Below are 18,710 nucleotides of genomic sequence, written 5' to 3' on the forward strand. Positions count from 1 at the left end.
ACCGGAGCCACGTCCGTCGGGTTTTCGGTGCAAACGCCTTTTGAGCGCTGGTCGGTTGTCATTGCCGATGCTGCGTGCGGGCTGCTGCCGTGTGCGGTCGGGCAGCCCGGGAAAGGTCGGCTCGAAGGCGTTTCGGGGCGGGCCTCCGGCGACGCGCCCACCGTACTTTGCCGTCTCCGGTGGGGTCCATAGCTGTGATCGACTTGTCAGCGCCGCTCCCCCTCGACCGGGACGCCGCTGCGCGAACGCGTGGTGCCGACCCCGCACGCTTCGCAAGGAGCGTGCGGGGTCGACGGGTTGGCGCGGGATCAGCCGGCGAAACGCCAGATGTGGTCGTCGTAGCCGTCGTAGACGCCGCCGTGCCACGAACTGTCGTAGCAGGGGTAGACGGTCAGGGGCAGGTCGTTGGCCCGGTCGCTTCCGTCGCCGGCCCAGCCGGCCACGTCCAGGCAGAGGCCGTTCCGGTAGTTGACGATCTCGTAGCCCCCGTTGCCGACCACGTCGACGAGGTACCACTCCTGGTTGTCGTTCGCGGGGTCGGAGTTGCAGGTGTAGACGGACACGGGGGCGCCGGCCGGGGCGGCGCCGTAGTCGGGCAGGTCGAGGCAGTAGCCGCTCTTGGCGTTGGCGAACCGGTACAGGGGCCGCCCGTCGACGGTGCGGGTCTGCTCCAGGTTCCACATCTGGTTGTCGTACACGCCGTAGCTGCAGTTGTACTGGCCGACCCGGGTGTCGAGCGGGTTCCAGCCGTAGCCCGGCAGGTCGGCGCACTTCCCCGTGGTGACGTTCTCGAGCGCAACGGTTTGCAGGTACGTGGCCGCGTGCGCGTTGGACGCGAAGGAGAGCGGGAGCAGCGCCGCGACACCGGCGGCGGCAAGAAAGCGGGCGGCTTTGGGCATCGGCATGAGGATTCCCCCATCGTGGGCGGTTTGGGCGGGAATTCCGTGCGTGTATCGCCTGGCTCCGACAGAGCTGCGATCGGGCACGAGGATAGGGGGGTCGAATGCGGCGCGAACCGTCAAGGATTCGATTACGGCCGAAAATGATTGCGCGACCGAAAGGCGCCGGTGATCCGGGTCAATAGAGGTGAGCGGCCCAGGCAGATCCTGACGGGGAATCAGGAGACGTCGTAGCCGGCGGCGTCCGCCCCTGACGCCGGTCCGGCGCCGGTCCGCGGACACGGGATACTTCCGATGATCATCGAACCGGTGGTCACCGGTGGGACGAGGAGGGGGAGGCATGGCGGGGTTCGTCGAAGTGGACGTGGTCGAGGCACTGGCGCGCGGTGGGGCCGAGGCGCAGGACCGGGTCCTGGAGGAGCGGTCGGCGGAGGTGGCCGACGAGATGGCCAACGGGTTCGCCCGCCGGCATCCGGAGTTCGCGGCGAGGTCCGGATTCGCCCGCTGGCAGCTGGTGGCGCTCGCGGCCGGGGCGGTCTGCGCCCTGGCGGCGGTGGTGGTCGCGCCCATGGTCGCGCTCCTGCTGCTGACGACACTGGCGACGGCCTACAGCCTGCTGCACGCGGTGGTCGCGGTGGCCGGGCTGCTGAGCGGCGGACGCCGCGGGACCCCGGAGGAACCGCCGCTCGCGGACGCGGACCTCCCGTTCTACACCGTGGTGGTGCCCGCCTACCGGGAGGCCGGGGTGATCGGCGCCCTGGTCCGGCACCTGGCCGCGCTGGACTACCCGCCGGACCGGCTGGAGGTGCTCGTCCTGGTGGAACGGCACGACCCCGACACGATCCGGGCGGTGCTCGCCGCCGATCCGCCCGCCTTCGTCCGGATCGTGCGCCTGCCGCCCGGTCCTCCGCAGACGAAGCCCCGGGCCGTGAACCTGGGGCTGATGCTGGCCCGCGGCGAGCTTCTGGTGATCTTCGATGCCGAGGACCGGCCGGACCCCCTCCAACTGCGCCGCGTCGCCGCCCGGTTCGCCTCGGCCGACGACCGGCTGGCCTGTGTCCAGGCACAACTGCTCTTCCACAACGCCGAGGTGAACTGGCTGACCCGGCAGTTCGCCATGGAGTACGCCCTGCGTTTCCGGTTCTCGATGCCCGGGCTGGTGCGGCTCGGCATGCCGATCCCCCTCGGCGGCACCAGCAACCACTTCCGCACCGACACCCTCCGCACGCTCGGCGGCTGGGACGCCTGGAACGTCACCGAGGACGCCGACCTCGGCATGCGCTGCGCGGCGCTCGGCTACCGCACCGAGATGATCGAGACGGTGACCTGGGAGGAGGCCCTCGACGTGCCGGGGCCGTTCGTCCGCCAGCGCACCCGTTGGTTCAAGGGCTTCCTGATGACGGCGATCGTGCACACCCGCCGCCCACTCCGGACCCTGCGCCGGTTCCGCGCCTCGGGGCTGCTCGTGCTGCTCGGTGTGGTCGCGAGCGCCCCGGTGACCGCCCTGGTCCTGCCGGTGACGGCCGCCCTCACCGTGCTCGCCGTGTCGGGCCTGTTCCCGTCGTCGTTCGGTGCCGGGCTACTGGCACCGGTGCTGGTCGCCCAGGGGGTGTCGATCGTCGCGCGGGTCGGCATCACCTTCGCGGCCGCCCGGCGGGCCGACCTGAGCGGGTGGCCCGCGGTCTTCGCCCCGCTCTACTCGGTGCTGTGGTCGATCGCGGCCTGGCGGGCGGTCCACCAGCTGGCGTTCTCCCCGTTCAGCTGGGAGAAGACCCCGCACGTCGGCCAGGGGCACGCCGACGGCCGGCCGACCGGTGCCGCCGGCGAACCGGCCGACGGCGTCTCGTCGACGGCCTGACGGGTTCCGGGAACGCCCCGCTCGCCCGGTCGGCGCATTCGCCCCGCCGACCGGACCCGCCGACCGGACCGGCCGGGGTCGCCGTCGACGCGCCCACCCCACGGGTGCCCGCGTCCGGCCGTGCCGGTCCGCCTCCGGAGGGCACCGGCACCGTAGGGTCCTCTCCCAGGAGACGGGGCCGACCGGTCGCGCGGACCGGGGCGCCACGACGGCGCCGGGCCACGGCACGGACGAGCAGGGACGAGACGAAGGGAAGCTCACGTGCGACAGCGCAGTCTGCGGGACCTCCGGGTGTCGGCCATCGGCCTCGGCTGCATGGGGATGTCCGCCTTCTACGGCACGGCTGACCAGGACGAGGCCACCGCGACCATCCGGCACGCCCTCGACCTCGGCATCACCTTCCTCGACACGGCACAGGTCTACGGACCGCTCACCAACGAGTCCCTGGTCGGCGAGGCCGTCCGGGGTCACCGCGACGAGTACGTGATCGCCACGAAGTTCAACTACCGGATGGACGGCGCCGTACCGGGCGACATGTCGACCGTGGGCCGCCAGGACGGCTCCGCCGAGCACGTCCGCGAATCCGTCCACGGTTCACTCGCGCGGCTCGGCACCGACCGCATCGACCTGTACTACCAGCACCGGGTCGACCCGGACGTGCCCATCGAGGAGACCGTCGGCGCCCTCGGCGAACTGGTCGCCGAGGGCAAGGTCCGCCACATCGGGCTGAGCGAGGCGAGCGCGGAGACCATCCGCCGCGCCCACGCCGTCCACCCGGTCACCGCCGTCCAGAGCGAGTACTCGCTCTGGACGCGGGACGTGGAGGCCGAGGTGCTCCCCGCCTGCCGGGAACTCGGCATCGGCTTCGTGCCGTACTCCCCGCTCGGCCGCGGCTTCCTCGCGGGCCGTTTCAGCTCCCCGGACGAACTGGACCAGGACGACTTCCGCCGCACCAACCCGCGCTTCACCAGGGCCAATCTGGCGGCCAACCTCAAGCTCGCGGAGAAGGTGAAGGAGATCGCCGCGGAGAAGGACGTCACCCCGGCCCAGCTGGCGATCGCCTGGGTCCTGGCCCGCGGCGAGGACCTCGTGCCGATCCCCGGCACCAAGCGCCGCGCCTACCTGGACCAGAACGCGGGCGCCGTCGACGTCGAGCTCACCGCGGACGACCTGGCCCGCATCGACGCCGAGCTGCCCGAAGTGGCGGGCGAACGCTACGACGAGGACGGCATGCGGGCGGTGAACCGCTGACCGACCGGCCCGACGGCACGGTGTTGAGGGCCGCAGCCGTGACGGAACGGTTACCGTACGGCTGCGAATCATGTCGGCGGCGACTAGGCTTGAATCAAGCCCAGTGGTTCCTGGGATCATCCTCCCCCATTGCCTCCACTGCATTCTGCGTGCGCGCGACACGTCTTCACTGATTCTTAAGCTCCCCAAAGCAAGAGATTGTGACAGACGGGAGAGCCTCATGCTTATTGTTGTCATGACGTGCATGGCAGTTGTCCTGATAGGCCTCATGGTCCGCCTTTCGCGACCTGCCTATGCCGATCTCAAGTGCGGTGACGCACCCATGTACTTCGACGGCGGACTCGTCGTCACGTGGTCGGGGCCCGCCCCCGAAGAGGCACGGGTGAGGGTGGCGAACGGCGACATCTTCGAGCGGGTCGAGCAGGCCACCGGGCCGGGGATTCCGTCGGACTACCCCGAGAAGTACTTGAAGAACCTTCGCACGTCCGAGGTGTTCAACGCCTGCACTGCGTGGACTCCCGACGAGCTGGTGCGTTGGCAGGGACGCCACGGAATCGAGATGGAGCCCGAAGTCCTGAGCGTCTACGACAGCTACCTCAAGAACGGCAACACCATCTTCATGGCGCTGGTGGACCATCCGAGCGTCTCTGATCCGGGATCATTCGTGGCCTGCAGCCTGGTGCTCCAGCGCGCCGTGATCGTCCACAACGGCGGGCGTCAGGACCTGTTCCTTCGCTCATATTTCCACAGCGCGCGGGAAGACTCGTCGGAGTTTGTCAACTTCGCACCTGGCGGCAGTGTTCACTACTCGTTCAGAACCGATACCGTGTGGTTCCCCCTGGAGCTGACCCGGTTCATCTCCGAGCCGGCCTCGTACGTCGAGCTGGATATCGTCACTTCCGAGGGATTCGACGAGGGCCTTCTCCCGGCCCCGTTCTCGGCGCGAGAAAGCGGCTATGTACTTCTGGGGGACATCAAGTACCAGGCGAGGCGGGCCTCGGCTGTCCTCAGCATCGGAGATCAACATCTCGCCATCCCCGACTTCAAGCTAAAACTTGGCCGTTGAAATTCCACGCCTGCCCCGCCGAGGAATCGCGGGGCAGGCCTTCCGGCGGCCGGCTGGGGGAACGACCAGTGCACCCTGCCGAGATCATATACCTGACCGGATTGGCGCTGGCAGTCATTGCCGTGACTTCGCTGACCTATTTCGTTCGGATAGCAACGGAGTCCATGGCGCCGACACTGATTGTCGACGACCGTCTCCTGGTCGTCCGGAGGCCGGTACTGACACGGCACTGTCCCGCTCGCGGCCAGGTTGTCGTCTTCACCTCCGGTACCGACGGGCGCAGGGTGGTCAAGCGAGTCGCCGCCACAGGTGGGGACAGCGTTCTTGTCGGCGGCAGCGCCCGGGCAGACGGCTCGATCGACAACGGGACGCGGATCGACGTACCCCTGGACGGAATTTTCGTACTGGGAGACAACCGAAGGGTTTCACGGGACTCACGAGAATACGGGTGCATCAGTTCGCGGCAGGTAACAGGCCGGGCTGTTCTCGTCGTATGGCCGCCACGTCGATTGCGGGTGGTCCGGTGACAGCCGAAGTTCGCCGTACGAGACCGTACGAGACCGTACGAGAAGGTACGCGGGAACGGACTCCACCGGGCGGGGTGCGGGTGCGCACGGCCCGGTGGAGTCCGGCCGCTACCGCGTCAGCAGCTGCTCCAGGACGTCCGCCCCCTTTGACGCGCCGCCCGCCCCGCGCACGACCCGGCTCAGGGCCGCCGCCCGGGGGCGGCAGGACCGGACCTCCTGGACGGCGTCGCGGAGGCCCTGCACGGTCGGCTCGGCGAGCGTCCTGCCGACCCGCAGCTCCTCCGCCCGCCGGGCGATCGCGCGCTGTTCCGGGATCTGCGGCACCGCCACGAAGGGCACCCCGTGGTGGAGGGACTCCATCGCCGAGTTCATCCCGGCGTGGCTCAGGAACACCTCGGTGTGTCGCAGCACCGCCACCTGCGGCACGTGCGCGTGCACTTCGACGTTCGCCGGGATCGGGCCCAGCGACTCCTGGTCCAGCCCGCCCACCGCCATGACGACCTGCCAGTCGGTGTCCCCGAACGCCTCGACGCAGGTCCGGTAGAACTCGGGCCGGTCGTTGAAGACGGTTCCCAGCGATATCAGCAGCACCGGGGCCTGCGACCGGGGGCTCCACTCCTGAGCGGTCTGCCGGCTGCTCAGCGACGGCCCGACGAAGTGGAAGCGCTCGTCGAAGGTGTCCCCCGACATCTGGAACTCGCGGGGGATGAACACCAGGCTCGTCGGGGGCACGTGGCCGAACATCAGGTTCGGGTCCTCGAGGAAGGTGTGGCCCTGCGCGAACTTCCCCATGTCCTGAATCGCGGCCACCAGCCGGGGGTCGGTGTGGTCGAAGTCGGCCGGCAGGTACACCTGCGCCGCCGAGAAGGACTCGTTCTCCGCGAAGGTCGGCACCAGGGAGATCTCCCGCACCCCGAGCAGGTTCGCCAGCATCCTCCCGGTGAAGGTCACCGAGTCGTAGCACACCGCGTCCGGCGGGTCGGCCGAGAAGTGCCCGGCCAGGACGGGGAAGGAGGCACGCGCGTCGTCGAGGTAGTACTCCAGCGTCACGGCGAGCTGTTCCGCCGTGAACTCGCCCCGCGCCGCCATGTCGGGCGGCAGCTGCGAGGGCAGGGTCACCGGCGACGCCCCGGCGGCGACGGCGGCGTCCATGGTGGCCGGTCCCGTGGCGTAGCTGACCCGGTGACCGCGCCGGACCAGCTCTTCGACCAGCGGCAGGGTCGGGTTCACATGCCCGGACGCGGGCGCGCTCACGAAGGCGAAGTGGGCCATCAGCTCTCCTCCAGGATGACCGGCAGAGTCTTGTGCCCGTTGGTGAAGAAGGAACCCAGCGGCTCGAGTTCGGACGACGGGACGGCCAGCCGCAGCCGGGGGAAGCGGGAGAACAGCGCGGACAGCGCCGTCGTCGCCTCCAGCTTCGCCAGGGGGCTGCCGAGGCAGTAGTGCACGCCGTGCCCGAAGGTGAGGTGATCGGCCCGCGACGGCCGGGTGACGGAGAAGTCCTCCGCGTCGGCCCCGTGCTGCGCCGGGTCGCGGCCGGCCGCGCCGTAGGACAGCAGGATCGCCTCGCCCTTGCGGATCAGCACACCGTCCACGGAGATGTCCTCCACGGCGTACCGCAGCGGCAGGTTCGGCACCGGCGCCTGCCAGCGCAGGGTTTCGTCCACCACGTCCTCCCACGTGCTGGTCCCGGACCGGACCAGGGCGAGCTGGGACGGGCGCGTGGCCAGCGCGTGGACGGCGTGGTCGAGCAGGTTGACCGTCGTCTCGAAGCCGGCGGAGATGGTCAGCAGCAGGGTGTCCAGCAGTTCCCGCTCGGACAGCCGTGTGCCGTCCGCCTCCTGCGCGGCGATCAGGTCGGTGGTCATGTCGTCGCCGGGGTCGCGCCGTTTGGCGGCCACGAGCTCCTTGAGCAGCATGTACAGCTCGCCGGAGGCGGCCTGCACGCCCGCCGGGTCCGCGTCGAGGCTGAACACCGCGTCCACCAGCCGCCGCAGGTCCGCGCCCGTCCGCGCGGTCACCCCGAACAGTTCGGTGATGACCTGGATCGGCAGCGGGAACGCGAACCGTGCGCGCAGGTCGACCGTCTGCCCCGGCGGCACCGCGGCCAGGTCGGCGATCAGGCCGGCCGTGATCTCCTCGACGCGCGGGCGCATCGCTTCGATGCGGCGCGGGGTGAACGCCTTGGCGACCAGGCTGCGCAGCCTGGTGTGGTCGGCCCCGTAGGCGGTGAACATGTTCTGCATCGCGACCCACATGATCAGCGGCCAGTCCGGCGGGATGTCGCCGTCGCGCCACATGGGCCAGTGCCTGTTCGCGTCCTTGGAGACCCTCGGGTCGAGCAGCAGCTTCTTCGCCAGGTCGTGCCCGGTGACGGCCCAGGCCGACACGCCACCGGGCAGTTCGACGGGCGTGGCCGGGCCGCGCTCGCGCAGGGCGGCGGCCTCGCCGAAGATGTCGCCGCCCGAGGGGTCGATGACGTACGCGCCGGCGGGCGGGGCCTGCGCGCGCACCGGCTCGGTGAAGGTGGTGGTCGTACGGGGCTTGGGCGGCTCGGTGACCTCCAGCAGGGACGCGGTGAACCGCGAGCCCATGCCGAGGCCGATCGACATGATGGTGTCGCCGGGTTCGAGGGTCTCGTCGTGCAGCAGGTGGTCGATGCCGAGCAGTTGGTCGCACGGCCCGACGTGGCCGAGCTCGCGCAGCATCGGCCAGGTGGTGCGGCCCAGGTCGATGCCGAGCGGCTCCAGCACGACGACCTCCAGTTGGGCCAGGCCCAGACCGGTGACGACGAACCTGGTGATGTCGGAGACGCGGACGCCGGCCTCCTCGGCGGCCTGCTCGACCGCGGTGACCAGTGCCCCGCTCATCAGCGTCAGATACGGGGCCAGGCCGGTGACCTCGATCGGCGTACGGTTGCGGTGGCCCTCGGGGTCCGGGATCGTCGGGGTGGCGAGGACCTCCATCTGGGTCGCGGAGCTGTTGGCGGTCGCGACCAGCCGCGCCCGGCCGCCCTCTCGGTTGAGCACGGCCGCGACCGCACCGTCGGCCAGGAAGATCCCGATGGTGGGCTGCCAGCGTTCCCACCGCGGCGGCAGGAACCGGGCGGTGGCCGTGACCAGGGTCGCGGTCGCGGCCGGGTCGGCCACCAGGTGCGCGGCGGCGGACTGCAGCGCGGCCGAGCCGCCGTTGCTGGTCGCCTCGACCTCGTAGACGAGGGCGTGGCCGAGGCCGAGGACGCGCTGCAGGTGGCAGGAGGACGCCATGTGGTCCTGGTGGTCCATCTGGGCGTAGGCGGCCATGGAGATGTCGGCGCCGCTGAGGCCGGACTCGCGCAGGGCTCCGATCGCCGCGTGCACGGCCATCGCGTGCTCGGTGACGTCGTCGGAGCGGGTGAACGACACGAAGTCCGACAGCGCGAGCAGCCGCCGCATGGTCTCGGTGTCCGGCACGGCCTGTGTCGCGGGCGTGCGGGGCGGCAGATACCGCCCCGTTCCGCCGATGTAGACGTTGTCCCAGATCATGCGTGGTCCTTTCCCCTGAGTGCGGACAACCCGGCTCCGTATCCGCTGAAGTCGAGGAGCCAGGTGCTGATGGCCAGCGCCGTGGCCGCGGAGTGCTCCTCCAGTACGGTGAAGTGGTCGCCCGGGACGGTGAGTACTTCCTGAACGGTGGTGGACAGCCGGGGCCACGAGCGCTTCCCGGTGCCCACCAGCAGCACCGGCGCGGTGACGGGCTCCGGGGCGCCGGCCAGATCGAGGTAGCGGCCCATGGCCACCAGCCGGTCGTCGTCGACCGGCTGGACCTGGTGGCCGGCGTCGAGCATGCCGGTGAGCACACCCGGCAGGTCGTCGGGGTAGCCGTCGATGAGCACCACGGCGCTGGGCCGGGCCCCCCGCCGTTCCAGTTCCCCGGCGGTCGCCAGCGCCAGCCACGCGCCCACCGAACGGCCGACCAGCACCGGCGCGGCGACGGTCGACGCGGCCTCGGCGAGTGCCTGTACCAGGACGTCGGCGTCCGCGGGCAGCGGGTCGCCGGCGAAGCCCGGCAGGGTGACCGCCGTGACGTCGCGGGCGGCCTCCAGCGCCGCGGCGAACCGCCCGTACTCCTCGATGCCGCCGGACGCCAGCGCGGACGGCAGGCAGACCAGCGACGGCTGGAGGAAGCCGGTCGCGAGGCCGACCGCCTCGGCCTTGGGCGCGTCGGTGGCCGGGCTCAGCCGGGACGCCGTGGCCAGCAGGTCGAGGCCGTCCTGCGCGCGGCCGACGTCGACGGCCTTGCGCAGCAGGCGCTCCATCGGCCCGGCGACCCGGTTCTCCGGCGAGCACAGCTGCCCGTAGAGGTGGTTGACGAGCTGTTCGGGCGTCGGGAAGTCGAAGACGAGGGTCGCCGGGAGCCGGAGCCCGGTGGCCGCGTTGAGCCGGTTGCGCAGCTCGATGGCGGTCAGCGAGTCGACGCCGTGGTCGCGGAACAGCTGGCGCGGGTCGTCGATCCCGGCGGGGGCCGTCCCGAGGATGCTCGCGCTGTGCGTGACGACCAGGTCGAGCAGCAGGGCGCGCTGCTCGGGCTCGGGCAGGGCTTCGAGCCCGGCCCGCAGGTCGCCGGGGCCGGCCGCCGGGGCCGGCGCGCGCCGCGGCCGGGCGAGTCCGCGCAGCAACGCGGGCGGGGTGTCGATCGCCGCGAGGTCGAGGCGGACCGGCACCAGCACCGGGCGTTCGCCGGCCAGGGCCGTGTCGAACAGGTCGAGGGCCTGCTCGGTGGCCAGCGGCAGCATCCCGGTCCTCGCCAGCCGGCGGTGGCCGGCCCCGGTCAGGGCCCTGGTGATGCCGCTGGACTCGGCCCACTGGCCCCAGGCCAGGGAGGTGACCGGCAGACCGCGCGCGTGCCGGTGCTCGGCGAGCGCGTCGAGGAACGCGTTCGCGGCGGCGTAGTTGGCCTGCCCGGGGGCGCCGAACACGCCGGACGCCGAGGAGAACAGCACGAACGCCCGCAGGTCCAGGTGCTCGGTGGCCTCGTGCAGGTACCACCCGGCATCGGCCTTCGAGCGCAGCACCGTGTCGATCTGCTCCGGTGTCATCGATCCCACCACGGCGTCGTCGACGACCCCGGCGGCGTGCACGACGGCCCGCAGGTCGGGGATCGAGGCGACGAGGTCCCTCAGTGCCCCGCGGTCACCGGCGTCGCAGGCGACCACGGTGAGGGCGGCGCCCAGCTCCTGCCGGAGCCCGGGCGGCTCGACGCCGCGGCGGCCGGCGAGCACCACGTGCGGGGCGCCGTGCCGCGCGACCAGGTGCCGGGCGACCAGGACGCCGAGGGTGCCGGTGCCGCCGGTGATCAGCACGGTGCCGTCCAGGGGCGCGCCGTCCAGGGGCTCGACCGGCCCGGTCGGGGCGGCCCTCACCAGCCTCGGCACGAGGGCGGTTCCGTCGCGCAACCGGATCTCGGGCTCGCCGTCGCTCACGGCGGCGCGCACCGCGGCGGGGATCGCCCGTCGTGAGGCGGCCGTGCCGTCGTGCCGGACGGTCAGGATCCGCCCGGGGTTCTCGCTGTGCGCGCTGCGCAGGAAGCCGCGGGCTGCGGCCGACGCGAGGTCGTCGCCGGTGAGGACCACGAGCCGGGCCGGCGTGTCGGTGGCCAGGAACTCCCGGACCCTGCCGAGCAGTTCCCGGGTCACCGCGTGGGCGGCCGCGACCGGTTCGCCCTCGCCGACGACCTCGTGGAGGACCGCCTCGGTGTCCGGGCCGTCCGGTGCCGCCATCGGGGTCCAGTCCACGGCGAACAGCGTGTTCGGCCGGCGCCCGGCCCCGTGACCCGCCGCTTCGACGGGCCGCAGGACGATCTCGTCGATGCTCACGACCGGCGTCCCGGCGGTGTCGGTGATCCGCACCGCGCAGGTGTCCGGCCCGGTCGGGTGCAGCACCACGCGGACCGTCGCGGCCGACCCGGTGACAGACACACCGGAGAACGAGAAGGGCAGCCGCGCCGGGCTGCCGCCGGCTCCGCCGTCCTCGGCCGCGAGGCCGGCGAGCAGGGTCAGCGGCTGGATGGCGGCGTCCAGGAGCGCGGGGTGGACGCGGTAACCGGTGAGCTGAGCGGGGTCCGCCGGGAAGCTCGCCTCGGCGTGCAGGTCCTCGCCGTGCCGCCGGATGCCGGTGAGCCCCTGGAAGGTCGGCCCGTAGTCGTAGCCGGCGTCGGCGAGCCGGTCGTAGAGCGAGCCGATGTCGATCGGCGCGGCCTCGCCCTCGTCCGCCCCGGGCGCGGCCGTCCGGTCGGCCTGTGCCGCCCGGTCCGCCCGGTCCGCCGGCGGACCGAGCACGCCGGTCGCGTGGCGGGTCCACTCGTCGGGCTCGGCGGAGGTGCGGGAGTGGACGGTGACGGGCCGGCGTCCGGTGTCGTCGGGCGCGCCGACGGTGACCTGCACGTGCACCCCGTCGCGCTCGGACAGCACGAGCGGCGCCTCCAGGACCAGCTCGGACAGTACGGGGCTGGCCGTGTGCTCACCGGCGTGGACGGCCATGTCCACGAACGCCATCGCGGGCAGCAGCGTCGAACCGAGCACGGTGTGCTCGGCCAGCCACGGGTGGACGGACGCGGAGAGTTTCCCGGTCAGCACCACGCCCTGCCCGTCGGGGAGCTTCACCAGGGACCGCAGCAGCGGGTGGTCGGGCGTGTCGAGGCCCTCCGACGGGGTGGTGGGCCGGAGCCAGTAGTGCTGGTGCTGGAAAGCGTACGAAGGCACGCGCACGTCCGACGTCCCCGCCGTCGTGGTCGCGGTCGTGGTCACCGGCGGCGTCCAGCGCACCGCGCCGTCCGCCCACAACCGCCCCAGCCCCGCGAACAACCGCTCCGGAGAATCACCACCACGGCGCATCAACCCGGTCCCCACCAGCAGCGGATGCGGACCCACCTCCACGAACCCCGTCACACCCTGGCCCGTCAGCCACTCCATCGCGTCGGCGAACCGCACCGGCTCCCGCACCTGACGCACCCAGTAGCCCGGAACACCCATCTCGGCCGGACGCCCGGTCACCGTGGAAACCACCGGAATCACCGGCTCACCGAACGACAGGCCCGCGACCACCTCACCGAGTTCCTCCAGCACCGGATCCATCCGCGCCGAATGGAACGCGTGACTGACCTCCAGACGCTTCACCCGACGCCCACGACCCCGCCACACCTCGGCAACCGCCATCACAGCCGCCTCGTCCCCGGACACCACGACCGCGTCCGGCGCGTTGACCGCCGCCACCTCGGCCCCCGGCACCAGCGACCCCGCCACCTCCTCCGGCGACGCCTGGAGCGACACCATCGCCCCACCACCGGGCAACCCCTGCATCAACCGGCCCCGCGCACCCACCAGGGCGCACGCGTCCTCCAGGCCCAGCACACCGGCCGCATGGGCCGCCGCCACCTCACCGACGGAATGCCCGACCACGAAGTCCGGCCGCACACCCAGCCACTCCACCAGCCGGAACAGCGCCACCTCCAGCGCGAACACCGCACACTGGGTGAACCGCGTCTCCCCCAGCACCCCTTCCGCGTCCTCGAACAGCACCTCCACCGACAGCCCCAGCAGGTCGCAGACCTCGTCCAAGGCCCCCGCGAACACCGGGAACTCCCGGTACAACTCCTGCCCCATCCCCGCCCACTGACCACCCTGACCGGAGAAAACGAACGCCGACCGGCCGGAGTCGCGGGCCTCACCGGTCACCAGACCGGAATGCACCTCCCCGCGCAGCAGGGCCGCCAGTGCCTCCGGTCCGGTCACCACGGCCCGGTGGGCGAACCGGGTCCGCACGGCGAGCGCGGCGGCGATCCCGTCCTCGTCGGGGGCCTTGGCCGCGTACGTCTGCAGCCTGCGGGCCTGGGCCCGGAGCGACTGCTCGGACTTGGCCGACAGCAGCCACGGCACCGGCCCGACGGCCGCAGGGGCGGGCGCGGAAGCGGGATCGTGGGCAGCCGGCTCCGGGGCCGGGGCCTCCAGGATCACGTGCGCGTTCGTCCCGCTGATCCCGAACGCCGACACGCCGGCACGGCGGGGACGGCCCGCCTCCGGCCACGGCCGGGCCTCGGTCAGCAGGGAGACCTGACCCGCCGACCAGTCGACATGGGAACTCGGCTCGTCGACGTGCAGCGTCGGCGGCAGCTCACCGTGCCGCATCGCCATGATCATCTTGATCACACCCGCCACACCGGCGGCGGCCTGGGTGTGCCCGATGTTGGACTTCACCGACCCCAGCCACAACGGCTCGTCCCGGTCCCGGCCGTAGGTCGCCAGCAGCGCCTGGGCCTCGATGGGATCACCGAGGGTGGTGCCGGTGCCGTGGGCCTCCACCGCGTCCACCTCGGACGGCTCCAGCCCGGCATTCGCCAACGCCTGGCGGATGACGCGTTCCTGCGACGGACCGTTCGGCGCGGTCAACCCGTTCGACGCCCCGTCCTGATTCACCGCGCTTCCCGCGACGACCGCCAGCACCCGGTGACCGTTACGACGGGCGTCGGACAGACGTTCCAGCAGCACCAAGCCGGCACCCTCACCCCACGCCGTACCATCAGCGGCCTCGGCGAACGCCTTCACCCGGCCGTCGGCCGCGAGCCCCCGCTGCCGCGAGAAGTCGATGAAGGCGGCGGGGGTCGCCATGATCGTGACACCGCCGGCCAGGGCCAGCGAGCACTCGCCCGAGCGCAGCGCCTGCGCCGCCAGATGGATCGCCACCAACGAGGACGAGCAGGCCGTGTCCACCGACACCGCGGGACCCTCCAGCCCCAGCAGGTACGACACCCGTCCCGAGGTCACACTCGTCGCCGTGCCGGTGGCCACGTAGCCGTCCGTGTCCCGCGAGATCTGGTCCACTCCGCCCGCGTAGCCGGATGCCCAGATGCCGGTGAACACGCCTGTCTGGCTGCCCCGCAGCGACGTCGGATCGATCCCCGCGTCCTCGAACGTCTCCCACACCGTCTCCAGCAGCACCCGCTGCTGCGGGTCCATCGCCAACGCCTCGCGCGGCGAGATCCCGAAGAACGCGGCGTCGAAGCCACCCGCGTCCCCGAGGAAGCCACCCGACCTGGTGCAGGACGTCCCCGGAGCACCGGCCGGATCGTAGAGACGACCCACGTCCCAGCCACGGTCCGACGGGAACTCACCCACCGCGTCCACGCCACCCGACACCAGGCCCCACAAGTCCTGGGCCGACCCGACCCCACCCGGGTACCGGGCCCCCAGCCCGACCACGACCACCGGATCACCCGGCACCGGACCCCCGACCGGCACGGGCGCGACCGTCCCGCGCTCCTGGCCGAGGACCACCTCCCGCAGGTATTCGGCCAGCCGGGCCGGGGTCGGGTGGTCGAAGACCATCGTCGCCGACAGCCTGGTCCCGACCGCCGTGGACAGCCGGTTGCGCAGTTCCACGCCGGTCAGCGAGTCGAAGCCGAGGTCCTTGAAGGCCCGGTCGGCGCTGACGGCCGCGCTGTCGCTGCGGCCCAGCACGGCCGAGGCGTGGGTCCTGACCAGGTCGAGCAGGATCTCGCGTTGCCGGGCCTCGGGGAGCGCTCCCAGTTCGCCCGCCAGTCCGGTGGTCCGCACCGGTCTGCGGGCGCGTGCCAGCGCGCGCAGCACCGGCCGGTCGCCCAGTGCGGACACCTTGAGTCGGGCCGCGACCACCGCCGGTTCCGCGGTGTCCAGGCCTCCGTCGAACAGCCCGAGTCCGTAGTCGGTCGCCATCGGCAGCAGCCCCGCGCGGGCGAGGCGTTCACCGTCGGCCTCGGACATCCGCCCGGTCAGCCCGCTGGCCTCCGCCCAGTGGCCCCAGGCCAGCGACACCGCCGGCAGGCCCTGGGCGCGCCGGTACGCGGCCAGGCCGTCGAGGTAGGCGTTCGCAGCGGCGTAGTTGGCCTGCCCGGGGCTGCCGAGCGTCCCGGCCGCCGAGGAGAAGAGGACGAACGCCGTCAGGTCCCGTCCCCGGGTGAGTTCGTGCAGGTTCCACGCCGCCCGCGCCTTGGGCTCCCAGACCGCGGCGAGACGCTCTGGGGTCAGGGACTCGACCACGGCGTCGTCCAGCACACCGGAGGCGTGGACGACCGCGGTCAGCGGGTGCGCCGCCGGGATCGAGTCCAGTACGGCCGCCAGCGCGTCCCGGTCCGCCACGTCGCAGGCCGCCACGGTCACCTCCGCGCCCAGCCCGGCCAGCTCCTCCCGCAACACCGCCCCGCCACCACTGCGGCTGACCAGCACCAGATGCCGCACACCCCGCTCGACCACCAGATGCCGGGCCACACGGCCCCCCAGCGTCCCCGTACCACCGGTGATCAGCACCGTACCCGCCGCATCGAGATCCGCGGGAACAGTGAGGACGATCTTCCCGACATGAGCCGCCCGGCTCATGAACCGGAAGGCGTCCCGCGCGCGGCGGACGTCCCAGGTGGTGAGTGGTGGCAGACGCAACTCGCCCGCGCCGAGCAGCCGGACGGCCTCGGCCAGGATCTCCCCCAGCCGCTCCGGGCCCGCGTCGGCCAGGTCGAAGGCCAGCACGCCGGGCCGGATGTCGGCCTTGCCCATCTCCACGAACCGCCCGCCGGGCGCGAGCAGCCGCAGGGAGGCGTCCAGGAACTCACCGGACAGCGAGTTCAGCACCACGTCGAAGGGTCCGAACCGGTCGGCGAACTCCAGGGTCCGGGACGAGGCGATGTGGTCCTCGTCCAGCCCCAGGGCGCGCAGCGCGTCCCACTTGCCCGGGCCGGCGGTCGCGTGGACGTCCGCGCCCCAGAGCCGCGCGAGCTGGACCGCCGCCATGCCGACGCCGCCGGCCCCGGCGTGGATCAGCACCCGGTCACCGGCCTTCAGCCCGCCCAGGTCGCGCAGGCCGTACCACGCGGTCAGGAACGCGATCGGCACAGTGGCGGCCTGGGTGAACGTCCACTCGTCGGGGATGCGCACCAGCACCCTGTGGTCGGCGACGGCCACCCGGCCGAACGCGCCGGGCAGCAGCCCGGCGACCCGGTCACCCGGCCGCAGCCCGGTGACCTCGGCGCCGACCTCGGTGACGACGCCCGCGCCCTCGCTGCCGAGCAGCGCCGGGTCCGGGTAGACACCGAGGGCGATCAGCACGTCCCGGAGGTTCAGGCCGGCCGCCCGCACGGCGACGCGCACCTCCCGGGGCCCGGGCGGGGCCTGCTCGTACGGCAGGAACGCGAGGTCGTCCAGGCTGCCCGTGCCCGCCTGCGTCAGCCGTCCGTCGAACTCCGACGGCGCGGAGCGCACCAGCCGGGGCACGTAGACGGCCCCGCCGCGCACCGCCACCTGGTCCTCGTCGCCGACCGACAGGCCGTCGGGCAGCTCGTCGGCGTCCACGAGCAGGAACCGGCCGGGGTGCTCGGACTGCGCGGACCGGACCAGGCCCCAGACGGCCGAGGCTTCCGGGTCGCTCACCACGTCACCGGGAACGGCGGCGACCGCGCCCCGCGTGCGCACCACGAGCCGTTCGCCGGGCCCGGCCAGGAAGTCCTGGACGGCCGTCAGCGCCTCGGCGACCGAGCCGGGCGAGACGACGGCGTCGCCGAGCGCGCCCTCGCCGGGGGTCAGCGGAATCCAGTCGAGGGCGTACAGCGGGCCGCGTTCGGCCATCGGACGGGTGGTCAGCGCCTCGATGGTCGCCACGGGCTCGCCGGACCGGTCCGCCAGGTGGACGGCGTACGTGCCGGGGCGCACCACCGTCAGCCGCACGCGCGCGGAGGTCACGCCGGTGCGGTGGACCGCGATCCCGCCCAGCGAGAACGGCAGCCGCACCTCGCCTTCCGTGCCGGACAGCAGTGCCAGCGGTTGCAGGGCGGCGTCCAGCAGGGCCGGATGGACGGAGAACCGGGCCCCGTCCGGCACGGTGACCTCGGCGAACACCTCCTTGCCGCGGCGCCACACCGCCTGCACGGCCTGGAAGGCCGGCCCGTACTCGTAGCCCGCCGCGGCGAGCGTGTCGTAGAGCCCGGTGACCGGTTCCGCGCCGGCCGGCGGCCACTGCGTCAGCTCCTGCCCGGCCACGGGTTCCGCGCTCACCGTACCGGTGGCGTGCCGCACCCAACCGTCCGTACGGGACCGGACGTCGACCGTGCGGCGGCCGGTCCCGTCCGGCTCGCCCACGACGACCTGCACGTCCACCGCGCCGTCCGCGGGCAAGATCAGCGGCGCCTCCAGGACCAGTTCCTCCACTGCCGCCCCGGCCGCGTGCACCACCAGTTCCACGAACGCCGTCGCGGGCAGCAGCACCGTCCCCAGGACGGAGTGATCCGCGAGCCAGGGGTGGGTGGCCAAGGAGAGCCGACCCGTCAGGACCCGCTGCTCGCCCACCTCGACAGCGGCGCCGAGCAGCGGATGGTCCACCGGGTCGAGCCCGGCCGCGGACACGTCTCCCGCGCCTCCGGCGAGCCAGAACCGCGTCCGCTGGAAGGGGTAGGTGGGCAGCGCCACCGGCTCCCCTTCGGGGAACGGCCACCGCACCGGCACACCCGCGACGAACAGCCTCGCCGCGGCGGCCAGGAACTCGGCCGGGGTGCCGTGGTCACGGCGCAGTGTCCCGGTCACCACCCCCGCCTCGTGCTCCTCCAGCGCGGGCGTGAGCACCGGGTGCGGGCTGATCTCGACGAAGACGGGGTCGCTGCCCGAGGCGAGCAGCAGCCGGGTGGTCCGGTCGAACAGCACGGGTTCACGGAGGTTGCGGTACCAGTAATCGGCGTCGAGGGCGGAGGTGTCGATCTCCTCGCCGGTGACCGTGGAGTAGAACGGGATCGTCGCCGGGCGCGGTGTGACGCCGGCCAGGTCGGTGAGCAGTTGCTCGCGGATCGCCTCGACCTGGACGGAGTGGGCGGCGTAGTCGACGGGCAGGCGGCGGGCGCGGATGCCGTCGGCCTCGCAGGCCGCCAGCAGTTCGTCCAGCGCGTCCAGGTCGCCCGATACGACGACCGAACCGGGGGCATTGACCACCGCCACCGTCAGCCGGCCGTCCCAGCTGGCCACGAACCCGGCGGCCCGCTCATGCCCGAGGCCGACCGACACCATCCCGCCCTGGCCGGCCAGGGCGACCAGGGCCCTGGTGCGCAGGGCGACCACCTTCGCGGCG

General features: G+C 72.7%; 8 protein-coding genes. 4 read left to right on the plus strand and 4 right to left on the minus strand.

From position 1 onward, the window contains the following. Positions 1–308 precede the first annotated feature (308 nt). Positions 309–899 carry an RICIN domain-containing protein gene (locus tag ACFVHV_RS21270; RefSeq protein WP_359897223.1) on the minus strand — a complete coding sequence of 197 codons (591 nt, stop codon included), beginning with the start codon at positions 897–899 and terminating at the stop codon, positions 309–311. 340 nt (positions 900–1,239) lie between these two features. Between ACFVHV_RS21270 and ACFVHV_RS21275 the strand changes: the two genes are divergently transcribed. The 4 genes from ACFVHV_RS21275 to ACFVHV_RS21290 all read left to right on the plus strand — a co-directional run bounded on the left by ACFVHV_RS21275 (position 1,240) and on the right by ACFVHV_RS21290 (position 5,601). Further along, positions 1,240–2,757 (plus strand): glycosyltransferase family 2 protein, encoded by a 1,518-nt coding sequence (locus ACFVHV_RS21275; protein ID WP_380352702.1) that lies wholly within the window; start codon positions 1,240–1,242, stop codon positions 2,755–2,757. A 261-nt stretch (positions 2,758–3,018) separates the two neighbouring features. Then, a complete protein-coding gene (locus ACFVHV_RS21280; protein ID WP_359897219.1) occupies positions 3,019–4,008 on the plus strand; it encodes an aldo/keto reductase in 990 nt (329 codons plus the stop codon). A gap of 244 nt (positions 4,009–4,252) precedes the next feature. After that, positions 4,253–5,074 carry a hypothetical protein gene (locus ACFVHV_RS21285; protein ID WP_359897218.1) on the plus strand — a complete coding sequence of 274 codons (822 nt, stop codon included), beginning with the start codon at positions 4,253–4,255 and terminating at the stop codon, positions 5,072–5,074. Between the two features lie 68 nt (positions 5,075–5,142). Next, positions 5,143–5,601 carry a S26 family signal peptidase gene (locus ACFVHV_RS21290; protein WP_359897216.1) on the plus strand — a complete coding sequence of 153 codons (459 nt, stop codon included), beginning with the start codon at positions 5,143–5,145 and terminating at the stop codon, positions 5,599–5,601. A 108-nt stretch (positions 5,602–5,709) separates the two neighbouring features. On the opposite strand, the gene ACFVHV_RS21295 is transcribed toward ACFVHV_RS21290, so the two are convergent. The 3 genes from ACFVHV_RS21295 to ACFVHV_RS21305 are packed head-to-tail and all read right to left on the minus strand — an operon-like array spanning position 5,710 to position 18,700. Further along, complete coding sequence (locus ACFVHV_RS21295; RefSeq protein WP_380352705.1) at positions 5,710–6,873, minus strand: macrolide family glycosyltransferase; 1,164 nt, start codon at positions 6,871–6,873, stop codon at positions 5,710–5,712. Continuing rightward, positions 6,873–9,125: a cytochrome P450 gene (locus ACFVHV_RS21300; protein ID WP_380352706.1), complete on the minus strand. Its 2,253-nt coding sequence runs from the start codon at positions 9,123–9,125 to the stop codon at positions 6,873–6,875. Before ACFVHV_RS21300 ends, ACFVHV_RS21295 begins: the two co-directional genes overlap by 1 nt. Beyond that, on the minus strand, positions 9,122–18,700 hold the full coding sequence (locus ACFVHV_RS21305) for an SDR family NAD(P)-dependent oxidoreductase (RefSeq protein WP_380352708.1): 9,579 nt from the start codon (positions 18,698–18,700) through the stop codon (positions 9,122–9,124). Before ACFVHV_RS21305 ends, ACFVHV_RS21300 begins: the two co-directional genes overlap by 4 nt. Positions 18,701–18,710 lie beyond the last annotated feature (10 nt).

Origin of the sequence: Kitasatospora sp. NPDC127116 (genome assembly GCF_042677365.1) — a bacterium.
Taxonomy (GTDB): domain Bacteria; phylum Actinomycetota; class Actinomycetes; order Streptomycetales; family Streptomycetaceae; genus Kitasatospora; species Kitasatospora lactacystinica.